The 13120-nt window shown below is 41.8% G+C and carries 7 protein-coding genes; 3 read left to right on the forward strand and 4 right to left on the reverse strand.

Annotated features, from left to right (window positions below; genetic code table 11):
• The first annotated feature begins 171 nt into the window (after positions 1-171).
• Complete coding sequence (gene metG, locus BN3282_RS05615; protein ID WP_059067343.1) at positions 172-2070, forward strand: methionine--tRNA ligase; 1899 nt, start codon at positions 172-174, stop codon at positions 2068-2070.
• 222 nt (positions 2071-2292) lie between these two features.
• Here the strand turns inward: metG and BN3282_RS05620 are convergent, their stop codons facing one another.
• Positions 2293-3156 (reverse strand): methionyl aminopeptidase, encoded by an 864-nt coding sequence (locus BN3282_RS05620; protein ID WP_059067344.1) that lies wholly within the window; start codon positions 3154-3156, stop codon positions 2293-2295.
• 26 nt (positions 3157-3182) lie between these two features.
• Positions 3183-4424: a DUF1015 domain-containing protein gene (locus BN3282_RS05625; RefSeq protein WP_059067346.1), complete on the reverse strand. Its 1242-nt coding sequence runs from the start codon at positions 4422-4424 to the stop codon at positions 3183-3185.
• 222 nt (positions 4425-4646) lie between these two features.
• Between BN3282_RS05625 and BN3282_RS05630 the strand changes: the two genes are divergently transcribed.
• Positions 4647-5213, forward strand: coding sequence for an FHA domain-containing protein (locus BN3282_RS05630; protein WP_117975114.1), 567 nt, complete (start codon positions 4647-4649; stop codon positions 5211-5213).
• Between the two features lie 261 nt (positions 5214-5474).
• On the opposite strand, the gene BN3282_RS05635 is transcribed toward BN3282_RS05630, so the two are convergent.
• On the reverse strand, positions 5475-7223 hold the full coding sequence (locus tag BN3282_RS05635) for an IS1634 family transposase (protein WP_059067348.1): 1749 nt from the start codon (positions 7221-7223) through the stop codon (positions 5475-5477).
• 338 nt (positions 7224-7561) lie between these two features.
• Here BN3282_RS05635 and BN3282_RS05640 point away from each other — a divergent pair, with 338 nt between their 5' ends.
• Positions 7562-9835: a hydratase gene (locus tag BN3282_RS05640; RefSeq protein WP_059067350.1), complete on the forward strand. Its 2274-nt coding sequence runs from the start codon at positions 7562-7564 to the stop codon at positions 9833-9835.
• Positions 9836-11237: 1402 nt separating this feature from the next.
• On the opposite strand, the gene BN3282_RS05645 is transcribed toward BN3282_RS05640, so the two are convergent.
• Positions 11238-12986, reverse strand: coding sequence for an IS1634 family transposase (locus tag BN3282_RS05645; RefSeq protein WP_059067348.1), 1749 nt, complete (start codon positions 12984-12986; stop codon positions 11238-11240).
• Positions 12987-13120 lie beyond the last annotated feature (134 nt).

A 13120-nucleotide genomic window follows, 5' to 3' on the forward strand; every position in this document is an offset into this window, starting at 1 on the left:
AGTGGTACCACGGCGATTTCCCGTCTTCTGTGTTTAGAGAAGACGGGTTTTTTATTTCATGCTTTCTTATGAAATAAAAACAGGAATGTGTACTTGCATGAGCAGAATCATTGTTTCACAGCCGTGCACGGCACGGGATAAGTGATCAAAAAAAGAAAAGGAGAGAGAAACATGTGTGACAAACCCAAATATTATATTACTACGGCAATTGCCTATACGTCTGGCAAGCCGCATATCGGAAATACCTATGAGATCGTATTGGCAGATGCGATCGCGCGATACAAGAGAAGTCAGGGATATGATGTGTTTTTCCAGACAGGTACAGATGAGCATGGGCAGAAGATCGAACTAAAAGCAGAAGAAGCGAATGTTACCCCGAAAGAATTCGTGGACAACATCTCATCAGAGATCAAAAGAATATGGGATCTGATGGATACTTCCTATGATAAATTTATCCGTACGACAGATGCGGACCATGAGAAGCAGGTACAGAAGATTTTTAAAAAGCTGTATGAGCAGGGAGATATTTATAAAGGATACTATGAAGGAATGTATTGCACCCCGTGCGAATCTTTCTTTACGGAGTCACAGCTGGTGGATGGAAAATGTCCGGACTGCGGCAGGGAAGTGCAGCCGGCAAAAGAAGAAGCATACTTCTTTAAAATGAGCAAGTATGCAGACAGACTGATCGAACATATTAATACACATCCGGAGTTTATACAGCCTGTATCACGTAAGAATGAAATGATGAATAACTTCCTTCTTCCGGGTCTGCAGGATTTATGTGTATCCAGGACTTCTTTCAAATGGGGGATCCCGGTTGACTTTGATGAAAAACATGTAGTTTATGTTTGGCTGGATGCGCTGACGAACTATATTACCGGAATTGGATATGACTGTGACGGCAGCAGTACAGAACAATTTGGGAAGCTGTGGCCTGCAGACTTACATTTGATCGGGAAAGATATTATCCGCTTCCATACGATTTATTGGCCGATCTTCTTGATGGCCTTAGGACTGCCTCTGCCGAAACAGGTATTTGGACATCCATGGCTGCTCCAGGGAGACGGCAAGATGAGCAAATCGAAAGGAAATGTTCTCTATGCAGATGAACTGGTAGATTTCTTCGGGGTTGACGCAGTCCGTTATTTTGTCCTCCACGAAATGCCATTTGAAAACGACGGCATTATTTCCTGGGAGCTAATGGTAGAGCGTATGAACTCCGATCTAGCGAATACATTAGGAAATCTGGTCAATCGTACAGTTTCTATGACAAATAAATATTTTGGCGGAACAGTGCAGGATAAAGATATTTCAGAAGAGGTAGACGCAGATCTGAAACGAGTGGTGGAAGAAACGCCGAAGCTGGTAAACGCAAAAATGGATGAATTGAGAGTTGCGGATGCAATTACAGAGATTTTTAACTTGTTTAAGCGCTGTAATAAATATATTGATGAGACAATGCCGTGGGTCCTGGCAAAAGAAGAAGCGAAAAGGGGTCGTTTGGAGACGGTTCTGTGGAATTTGATCCAGAGTATTTCAGAAGGCGCGAGACTTTTAGAGCCATATATGCCGTCTACAAGTAAAAAGATCCTTGAGCAGCTTGGCAATGGACAAGTGACAGCGAAACCAGAGATTCTTTTCCAGAGGCTGGATGTAGAAGAAGTACTGAAAAAGGTAGAAGAGTTACATCCTCCGGTACAGGACGAAAAAGAAGAAGCGGTCATCGATATAGAAGCAAAACCGGAGATCACATTTGAACAGTTTGGCACGATGCAGTTCCAGGTGGGAGAAATTATTGCCTGTGAGGCGGTAAAAAAATCGAAAAAACTGCTTTGCTCCCAGGTGAAGATCGGAAGCCAGGTAAAGCAGATCGTGTCAGGAATAAAAGCACATTATACGCCAGAAGAAATGGTGGGAAAGAAAGTGATGGTTCTTGTAAACTTAAAACCTGCAAAATTAGCGGGAGTTTTATCTGAAGGCATGCTTTTGTGCGCAGAAGATGCGGAAGGCAATCTGTCATTGATGGTGCCGGAAAAAAATATGCCTGCAGGAGCAGAAATTTGCTAAATTTAACGAGAAAAAGGAAGTTTTGTTAAAACTTAAACGTAGAAGAACGTAAGCGTGATAACTGTATATTGCATACCCATTCGGGAATTCCGTGACACATGTCTTGCAAGCGGGTGTACCGGGCACAACGAGGCATAAGCGGGGGAATTTCGGCAAAGCCCTGATGAGCGTTGTAATATGCAGTTGTCGTACTTACGTTCTTTTTTTCAGTTCAATATATAGTTATTTTGTCAATATTTCTACACCGTCTTCTTTTATGAGTACCATATATTCAATCTGGGCAGACAGTCCATCGTCAATGGTATATACAGTCCAATCGTTTTCTTCATCTACATAGAAATCAGGACTGCCTTCATTGATCATAGGTTCGATCGTGAACATCATGCCGGGTACGAGGAGCATCTCGCTGCCCTTAGGGGTAACATAGCTTACGAAAGGATCCTCGTGGAACTGTAGACCGATGCCGTGCCCTCCTATATCTTCTACGACGGAATACCCGTTTGCTTGTGCATGGCTATTGATAGCATACGCGATATCCCCCAAGTGGCCCCAGGGTTTTGCGGCTTCCAGACCAAGATTGACACATTCTTCTGTCACACGTATAAGGCGCTCAGCGCGTTCGGAAATCTGCCCTAGTTTAAACATACGAGAAGCGTCAGAGAAATATCCGTTTAGAATTGTGGATACGTCCACATTAATAATATCTCCTTCTTTGAGTATAATGTCTCTGTCCGGTATGCCATGACAAATTTCGTTATTGATGGACGTGCATACACTCTTCGGAAAACCCTGGTAATTGAGTGGCGCCGGTATGCCGCCATGTTCTTTGGTAAAAGTATATACAATGTCATCAATTTCTGCCGTGCTCATACCGATATGGATCTGCCTGGCCACTTCGTCCAGGACCGCAGTATTGAGCTTTGCGCTTTCTTTGATTTTTTCAATCTGGAAAGGGGTTTTCAACATTTTACGTGTGGGGACGATTTCCCCTTTTTCTGCATGAAGCATCATTTTTTCTTCAATCGGCATGTGGCATTTTTTATATTTTTTGCCGCTGCCGCACCAGCATATATCATTTCTTTCCATGAATCGTTCGCTCCTTTTTATAAATTTTAATGTTCTATCTGGTGAATAAAAAGCCCGCTGCGCAGTTTGGGCTCAAACCAGGTCGATTTTGGCGGCATCAGAAGATTGGCATCAGCCACTGCAAGCAGTTCTTCCATAGATGTGGGATACATAGAAAAGGCAATCCCCTTCGTTTTATCCACTTCTTCTTGTAATGCGTGAAGACCCCGGATCCCACCGACAAAATGGATCCGTGGATCGGTTTTGGGGTCTTGTATCTGAAGGATAGGGGCAAGTACAAAATTTTGCAGGACGGATACATCCAGAGCTTCCACAGGAGAATCTGAATAAAGACAAGGATCTGCTTCCAGACAGTACCAGTTTCCATTTCCATATAGGCCAAACTGTCCTTTCTTTTGAGGATGGAATGGCGCACTTCCAATTTTCTGTATGTGAAAATGCTTCTCTATCATAGTGAGAAGTTCAGTAAATGTATATCCATTGAGATCTGTTATAACACGATTATAGTCAAAAATCTGTAATTCGTCGGAAGAAAACAAAACAGAGAGAAAGTAGTTGAATTCTTCAGTCCCGGTGTAGTCAGGATGTGCATCTCTGCGCATCAGGCCTACTTTGACAGCAGAAGCGGCACGATGGTGTCCATCTGCAATATAGACCTGCTCAATAGAGGAAAAAATTTGAGAGATTTGCTCGATCAGATTAATTTCCTTTATCTGCCACACCTGATGCCGGATAGAGTCATCACTGACAAAATCATAGAGCGGTGCAGAAGCACACACCTTTTCCAACAAAATCTTCAAGGCGGCGTGTGGACGATAAGCAAGAAAAATAGGACCGGTCTGGGCGCTTAAAGTATCCACGTGGCGGATACGGTCTAATTCTTTCTCTTCGCGTGTATTTTCATGTTTGCGGATGATATGATTCAGATAATCGTCTATAGAAGCACAACCGACAATACCTGTCTGAGTATGCTGCCCCATTGTCAGTGCATACACATAATAGCAGGGGCTCTCATCCTGCATAAAAGAGCCGTCTAGGAGCATGGCTTCCAGGAGTTTGGCCGCCTTGTCATATACGGGCTGAGAATACATATCCGCATCTTCCGGAAATTGTGTTTCCGGGCGGTCGATCTTTAAAAATGAATGGGGATTCTTTTCTGTGATCTCACGAGCTTCTCTTCGGTTATACACATCATAGGGAAGAGCCGCAATGGAAGAAACAAGTTCTTTGGAGGGGCGGATTCCCTTGAAAGGTCGGATAGCAGTCATGGTGATTTCTCCTTTTTCTTATAGACTGAACACATTTTAACACAAAAACTTCTTCATTGTCACCTTAGTCAGCGCGGTTTCCATATATTAGGATGAGGTACGCTTTCGTTATTGTATCATATATTCTGGGATTCGACAAAAGGTTTCAAAAATATACATGAATTGCTTGCCGGGAATAAAAAAGTATAGTACTATAAAAAATTGAAGGAGTGATTTGATCGTATGTCAGATTTGATTTATTGGATTGCGATGGTCTTGATCATCGGCGCAAGTGCCGCCTTGTTGACAGGAACTTTTCTAAGCATGAAAAAAAATAAAAAAGAAAAAAGTAGAAATACAGGCCGCATATCTGCCAGAGGAAGGGCGTATGATCCTGATGAAGAGGAATATTCCGGACGAAGGCATACAGCGCAGGAAGGCAGACGGCGGACGGAACAGCAAGAGAGAGCGAATGAAAAGAAGCAGTGGAAGATCATTCTGGAGAACCTGGATACTTGGGAAAAGCATAGTTTTATCTTCTATGATACTGTTGCGATCGGACGGGGAAGTGATGTCCGTACATATGAAAAATATCTTTCCGTTTCGGAAGATCCCAGGGTTTCTAAACTTCACTGTGCGATTGTGAGAAAAGGAGATAAACTATATTTAAAAGATCTGGAATCCAGAAATGGAACATATCTGAACGGGAAAAGGATAGAGCGTCCGGTGATGCTGCAAAGAGATGATGTGATCGGAGCCGGAGAGTCCAGGTTTGAAGTTTTAAAAGTACTAAGAGAGCGAGATTCGTAATAGTCTGGATATGATGTCCTGCCAGCAGCTTTTGGCAGGAGATGAGAGACTTCCTAAAGAATACCGGCAGAACATACCGGAATGTACATCTTGAAGAAAGAGTTTGGTATAAAGAAGGAGAGAAGCGGGGCATGTCTTTGTTTGACATGCCCCGCTTTTACGTGCTAAAATCCCGTCTTTGACAGTTAGAAGAGAAAAAAACGGCTACAAACCCAGTAAATATGGGAGGTGTAGCCGTTTCTTGTCTTGCATCGATATGTGCTATATTTCAGGTCTTTTTAAAATTTTTGTATTTTTAATGATTGTTCGCATAGAGGCTTTCGTAATGATCTCGTAATCCGTACGGAATCCAAAACTCTGATGCAGAGCATCTGTAAGTTCCGTGCGAGTATACGAAGGAATATAACCACTGGCAGCACTTAAAAAGGTCATATTCATGGCCCGCAGAGTTTGGATGATCTGGTCACAAGTGAATCTGTTCCCAATCTTTTTCTCTAAGAGCCGATAAATAATCAGGCTGATATAGCAAGTCATGAAATGGGCTTTGATCCGATCTTCTCGGCGGACAAATGCGGGACGGGAGCCGAGTTCATCTTTCATGATCCGGAAGTTTTCCTCGATTTCCCAACGCTGCTGATTAATCCGGATGATATCACCCACGTCTCCTTCCAGATTCGTCACTACTGCGTAGAACCCATCATACATTGCTTCTTTTTCTATCTGTTCCTGATCAAGTCCATACACTGTTTTTTCAGCAATCTCTCCATCTTTCGTAATAGTCGTACGCTTTACAAACCGCATAGGATCGTTTTGGTTTGTTCCTTTTCTCTTTTTTCCTGGTGAATCCAAGATCTTTTGCGCCCGTTCAATCTGACCTTCCCGGATCTTTCTCTGGTAAGCAGCATATTTCGGAGAATAGGTAACAATCAGTGTCTCATCCATATCTCCTGTTATAAGGGGATATTCCTTATAGTAAACGGAGTTATAGATTTCTTCATCTGTTTCATCCAGTGTACGAAGGTCGATGAACTTCTGTGCTCCTATCTTGCGGAACTGTGTGGGATTCATCGCTTCTTTTCGCTCTTCCGCCTTCATTTTTTTCAGGGAATGTGTGATTACATAAGCCCTGTGGCTGAAACTATTGAAGCGGCGGTTATTGTGGGAACCCAATCCACTGTCTGAACAGAAAATAAATTCGCTGCAGTTGAAATCCCGGATGATCTTTTGCTCTAACGGTTTTAAAGTGGTCTGCTCATTCTGGTTTCCGGGAAAAATATCGAAAGACAGAGGAATTCCATCCGCATCCATAAATAATCCCATGGTGACAATCGGATTTGGTCGGTGTTCTTTGCTTTTGCCGTATTTGCGTAGTTCATCTTCCTGCTCGATCTCGAAATAGAAGTTTGTGCAGTCATAGTACAGGATTTTTTTGTTCCGGGGATGGACAAAGTTGGAATTCCGGTATAGCTCACTTTGTATAAAATCGGATTCTTCTGCAATAACAGAAAGGGCGCGGTAAACATCCTGCAAATGATACTTTGGTGGTTCCAGCAGAGTTTTGCAGTACTCATAGCTTTCACATTTACTGGAAGGATGGAGAATGCGTGCATAGATCAGATCCGTAAAAACAGCGAGCAGGTCATACTGATACTTGTGACGACTTTTGATCGCCCGACAGATCTTATCCAGCCGGAGCTCTGTAACCAGAGACTGGAGAAAGAGATATCCGGTATTAAAAAGGCGCTGTTCATTTTTTAGGATGCGAGCTCCTTGTGAAAAGTCCACTGATACTTTTCCATTTTTCAGATTATAAAGTTCGGTTTCTTTCTTTGCCTCGTTTCTGGCCCACGCCATCATCTTATCCTTATCATTGTCGAATTGTGCGAGGAGATCGTTCATCTTTCCCAATTTTTTATAGATATGGGAGGAAGTTTTTCCATTCTCTTTGCGGAAGGACTGATAAATATATACATCTTTGTTGTTTGCACTACCTGTGATATTTACGTACATAAAAAACCTCTTTTCTTTTTATTATATCACAACTAGCACAAACAAGCACTAATAAATTTAAAAAATTTGACAAAAAAAGTGCCTTTTTATAGGCATCGTAAGGTTTTTTTCTTTATTCAACTGTCAAACTCCCGTCTGGATATGATGTCCTGCCAGCAGCTTTTGGCAGGAGATGAGAGACTTCCTAAAGAATACCGGCAGAACATACCGGAATGTACATCTTGAAGAAAGAGTTTGGTATAAAGAAGGAGAGAAGCGGGGCATGTCTTTGTTTGACATGCCCCGCTTTTACGTGCTAAAATGAGGAACAGTAATGAAACGAGAAAGAGGAGGTCACTATGATAAAATTGTATGATAAAGGTGTCTATTTGCTGCACGGCACCGAGATAGTAGAGGACTCAGAAAATGCAGGGATTTCTATGAGTAAAGAAGAAGCGGCTCAAAATACGATCGCATACGGTATCTTAAAATCCCACAATACAGCATCTGATATGGAAAGCCTGCAGATTAAATTTGATAAATTGACATCTCACGATATTACATTTGTAGGAATTATCCAGACGGCGCGCGCGTCGGGTTTGGAGAGATTTCCAGTACCATATGTGCTGACAAATTGCCACAACAGCCTTTGTGCGGTAGGCGGGACTATTAATGAAGATGACCATATGTTTGGGCTGACTTGCGCAAAGAAATATGGCGGTGTGTATGTGCCTCCTCATCAGGCAGTCATCCATCAGTACGCACGTGAAATGCTTGCCGGAGGAGGAAAGATGATCCTGGGGTCTGACAGTCATACACGTTACGGCGCTTTGGGAACGATGGCTATGGGAGAAGGCGGACCAGAACTGGTAAAGCAGCTCCTGAATAAGACCTATGATATTAAAATGCCGGGGGTTGTAGGCATTTATCTGGATGGAGAACCAGCAAAGGGAGTTGGTCCGCAGGATGTTGCGCTTGCGATCATCGGAGCTACTTTCAAGAATGGCTATGTGAATAATAAAGTGATGGAATTCGTAGGACCGGGTGTCAGCAAACTCAGCGCAGATTTCCGGATTGGAATTGATGTTATGACGACGGAGACGACCTGCCTGTCTTCTATCTGGTGTACAGATGAAAAGATTGAAGAATTTTATGAGATCCATGGCAGAAGTGAAGAGTATAAGGAATTAAAACCAGGGAATACAGCTTATTACGACGGAATGGTCTATGTTAATTTAAGTGAGATCAAGCCGATGATCGCGATGCCTTTCCATCCAAGTAATGTCTATACCATCGAAGAATTAAATGGAAATCTTAAAGATATACTGCATGATGTAGAGAAGAAAGCACTTGTAAGTTTGGACGGTGCTGTGGAGTATTCTTTGCAGGATAAAGTTGTTGACGGGAAATTCTATGTAGAGCAGGGAATTATCGCAGGATGTGCCGGCGGTGGATTTGAAAATATATGTGCTGCCGCAGATATTATAAAAGGAAAGAATATCGGTGCGGATGCTTTTACATTTAGTGTGTATCCTGCAAGTACGCCGATCTATATGGAATTGGTGAAAAATGGTGTTGTTGCCGATCTGTTAGAGGCTGGAACAGTTGTAAAGACAGCTTTCTGTGGACCTTGCTTTGGCGCAGGGGATACGCCGGCAAATAATGCTTTTTCTATCCGCCACACAACAAGGAACTTCCCAAATCGCGAAGGCTCCAAACTGCAGAGCGGACAGATTTCTTCCGTAGCATTGATGGATGCCCGTTCTATTGCTGCGACAGCAGCAAATAAAGGATTCCTGACCCCTGCTACGGCAATGGATGTAGAATATAAAGGGCAGAAATATCATTTTGATAAGAATATTTATGCAAATCGTGTGTTTGACAGCAAGGGAAAAGCAGATGCAAGTGTAGAGATCCAGTTTGGACCGAACATTAAAGACTGGCCGGCCATGTCTGCACTGCCGCAAAATCTTGTTGTTAAAGTAGTGTCTGAGATCCACGATCCTGTCACAACGACAGATGAACTGATCCCTTCCGGCGAGACTTCATCTTATCGTTCTAATCCTCTGGGCTTGGCGGAATTTGCATTGTCCAGAAAAGATCCTGCATATGTCGGAAGAGCAAAGGAAGTACAGGCTGCGCAGAAAGCGATCGAAGCAGGCAAATGTCCGCTGGATGTTTTGGAAGAGCTGAAGCCGGTGATGACAAAGATAAGAGAGATGTACCCGGAAGTCGGGAAAGGAAATATAGGCATAGGAAGCACGATATTCGCGGTAAAACCAGGAGATGGTTCTGCGCGTGAACAAGCGGCATCCTGTCAGAAGGTATTAGGAGGATGGGCAAATATTGCAAATGAGTATGCGACTAAAAGATACCGTTCTAATTTGATCAACTGGGGAATGCTTCCATTTTTAACAGATGCGGATGATAAGGCATTGCCATTTAAAAACGGAGATTATATCTTTGTGCCGGACGTACGCAGAGCAGTTGAAGAAAAAGCTGATGTTATCAAGGCGTATGTGGTGAAAGACAGCTTACAAGAAATCGAGCTGCGCTTAGGAGATCTGACAGAGGCAGAAAGGGAAATCATCTTGCAGGGATGCCTGATCAATTATTATAGAGCGACAAGATAAATATCATTTATGAACTATCTTTTATAGAAAGAGTAACATTTATTATAGGAAGTACGCAAAGAAACAGAGATATGAACTTAAGCGACGAAAGAGTATATGTGAAATGCGTGTTTTGCGTGAGTGAGGAGCTGGAGAAAAGCTCTGACGAGTGAGGTGAAATACACAGTTCATGCGCCCTCTTTGTTGTTTGGGTTCATATTTCTTTTGTGGATTTCCGCAGTGTCAGCTCAAGCTTGTTTATGTTCTATTTTGCTATCGGCATTCGCAAAACAACTGCCCCAGATAGAGAAGGAACAGCGTGTCATCCTTTAAAAAGCTATACTTTCTGTATGCAGGAGGAGGAAGGACATGCGCCGGAATGACTGCAGGGAGGCTGGAAACGGATATAGAGAACGTTCGAAAATGTATATATCACCTAAATATAGTAGAATAACAGAAGCACATATACAATAAATTGACGGAATAGTCTGAAAATTATACAAAAACAAAGGATTAATAAATTTATTTAGATAAAATGCAATAAATGTGTTGACAAATGTGGGGCGCCGTGCTATTATGTAATCAATCCAAAAGAGATACGGATTATAAAAAATACATCTCAAAGGATATTTATCTAAAAGAACAGATTAGTTCGATTAGGTTAAAAATACAGGACAAGGAGGTAAGGGTCCAATGGACAGTATATCATCATTTATAAATCAATATATCAGTGGTATGGCAAATGAAGGTTCCTGTGAAGAAAGAGACCTTTACCGAAAATAGAACATCCAGAAAATATAGAATAAAAAGATGAATCGGAGCGATTAGAATCTGGATACAGTTTAGATTTTACATTTGCAGATATATTGGAAAAGAATACCACATATAACGAAATTTCTGAAGATGTGTAAAGAAACATCAGACAGATTATTATTTCATAAATAAGAGCAGATAGTTATAGAAGTAATAATTTATTAGACGGCTGGAATATTTGGATAGTGATACTGCAGCGGGCGAACAATTATAGGAATAATAACTTAGGCGCTCTTTACAATATGCAATAGTACCGATGTAACCATGAAAGGGAAACAGAGGATTTTAGTTATAGAAAAGACAATATTGAAGGAGGATGGATTTAGTAAGCAGGTCTTAATAAATCGACCAAAGGATCAATAGAGAAAAGGTAAAGGTCTTACAGGAACGATGAAAATCAGAATGTTTCCTCCGATATAGTATATAAATATAATGGAAAAACTAAATAAATATTGAAATGCATCTTCAATGTCAATTGAGGATGCATTTTTTTGACATTATGCAAGCCGTATGTTAAACTCCCGTCTTTGACAGTTAGAAGAGAAAAAAACGGCTACAAACCCAGTAAATATGGGAGGTGTAGCCGTTTCTTGTCTTGCATCGATATGTGCTATATTTCAGGTCTTTTTAAAATTTTTGTATTTTTAATGATTGTTCGCATAGAGGCTTTCGTAATGATCTCGTAATCCGTACGGAATCCAAAACTCTGATGCAGAGCATCTGTAAGTTCCGTGCGAGTATACGAAGGAATATAACCACTGGCAGCACTTAAAAAGGTCATATTCATGGCCCGCAGAGTTTGGATGATCTGGTCACAAGTGAATCTGTTCCCAATCTTTTTCTCTAAGAGCCGATAAATAATCAGGCTGATATAGCAAGTCATGAAATGGGCTTTGATCCGATCTTCTCGGCGGACAAATGCGGGACGGGAGCCGAGTTCATCTTTCATGATCCGGAAGTTTTCCTCGATTTCCCAACGCTGCTGATTAATCCGGATGATATCACCCACGTCTCCTTCCAGATTCGTCACTACTGCGTAGAACCCATCATACATTGCTTCTTTTTCTATCTGTTCCTGATCAAGTCCATACACTGTTTTTTCAGCAATCTCTCCATCTTTCGTAATAGTCGTACGCTTTACAAACCGCATAGGATCGTTTTGGTTTGTTCCTTTTCTCTTTTTTCCTGGTGAATCCAAGATCTTTTGCGCCCGTTCAATCTGACCTTCCCGGATCTTTCTCTGGTAAGCAGCATATTTCGGAGAATAGGTAACAATCAGTGTCTCATCCATATCTCCTGTTATAAGGGGATATTCCTTATAGTAAACGGAGTTATAGATTTCTTCATCTGTTTCATCCAGTGTACGAAGGTCGATGAACTTCTGTGCTCCTATCTTGCGGAACTGTGTGGGATTCATCGCTTCTTTTCGCTCTTCCGCCTTCATTTTTTTCAGGGAATGTGTGATTACATAAGCCCTGTGGCTGAAACTATTGAAGCGGCGGTTATTGTGGGAACCCAATCCACTGTCTGAACAGAAAATAAATTCGCTGCAGTTGAAATCCCGGATGATCTTTTGCTCTAACGGTTTTAAAGTGGTCTGCTCATTCTGGTTTCCGGGAAAAATATCGAAAGACAGAGGAATTCCATCCGCATCCATAAATAATCCCATGGTGACAATCGGATTTGGTCGGTGTTCTTTGCTTTTGCCGTATTTGCGTAGTTCATCTTCCTGCTCGATCTCGAAATAGAAGTTTGTGCAGTCATAGTACAGGATTTTTTTGTTCCGGGGATGGACAAAGTTGGAATTCCGGTATAGCTCACTTTGTATAAAATCGGATTCTTCTGCAATAACAGAAAGGGCGCGGTAAACATCCTGCAAATGATACTTTGGTGGTTCCAGCAGAGTTTTGCAGTACTCATAGCTTTCACATTTACTGGAAGGATGGAGAATGCGTGCATAGATCAGATCCGTAAAAACAGCGAGCAGGTCATACTGATACTTGTGACGACTTTTGATCGCCCGACAGATCTTATCCAGCCGGAGCTCTGTAACCAGAGACTGGAGAAAGAGATATCCGGTATTAAAAAGGCGCTGTTCATTTTTTAGGATGCGAGCTCCTTGTGAAAAGTCCACTGATACTTTTCCATTTTTCAGATTATAAAGTTCGGTTTCTTTCTTTGCCTCGTTTCTGGCCCACGCCATCATCTTATCCTTATCATTGTCGAATTGTGCGAGGAGATCGTTCATCTTTCCCAATTTTTTATAGATATGGGAGGAAGTTTTTCCATTCTCTTTGCGGAAGGACTGATAAATATATACATCTTTGTTGTTTGCACTACCTGTGATATTTACGTACATAAAAAACCTCTTTTCTTTTTATTATATCACAACTAGCACAAACAAGCACTAATAAATTTAAAAAATTTGACAAAAAAAGTGCCTTTTTATAGGCATTGTAAGGTTTTTTTCTTTATTCAACTGTCAAACCCCCG

Source organism: Mediterraneibacter massiliensis, assembly GCF_001487105.1.
In the GTDB taxonomy this organism is placed as follows: Bacteria; Bacillota; Clostridia; order Lachnospirales; family Lachnospiraceae; genus Mediterraneibacter; species Mediterraneibacter massiliensis.

What these genes read in the sequence shown, in the direction of transcription:
- metG (WP_059067343.1), top strand. Translation starts at nt 172, where the DNA reads ATGTGTGACAAACCCAAATATTATATTACTACGGCAATTGCCTATACG.
- BN3282_RS05620 (WP_059067344.1), bottom strand. Translation starts at nt 3,156, where the DNA reads ATGGAAAGAAATGATATATGCTGGTGCGGCAGCGGCAAAAAATATAAA.
- BN3282_RS05625 (WP_059067346.1), bottom strand. Translation starts at nt 4,424, where the DNA reads ATGACTGCTATCCGACCTTTCAAGGGAATCCGCCCCTCCAAAGAACTT.
- BN3282_RS05645 (WP_059067348.1), bottom strand. Translation starts at nt 12,986, where the DNA reads ATGTACGTAAATATCACAGGTAGTGCAAACAACAAAGATGTATATATT.
- BN3282_RS05640 (WP_059067350.1), top strand. Translation starts at nt 7,562, where the DNA reads ATGATAAAATTGTATGATAAAGGTGTCTATTTGCTGCACGGCACCGAG.
- BN3282_RS05630 (WP_117975114.1), top strand. Translation starts at nt 4,647, where the DNA reads ATGTCAGATTTGATTTATTGGATTGCGATGGTCTTGATCATCGGCGCA.
- BN3282_RS05635 (WP_059067348.1), bottom strand. Translation starts at nt 7,223, where the DNA reads ATGTACGTAAATATCACAGGTAGTGCAAACAACAAAGATGTATATATT.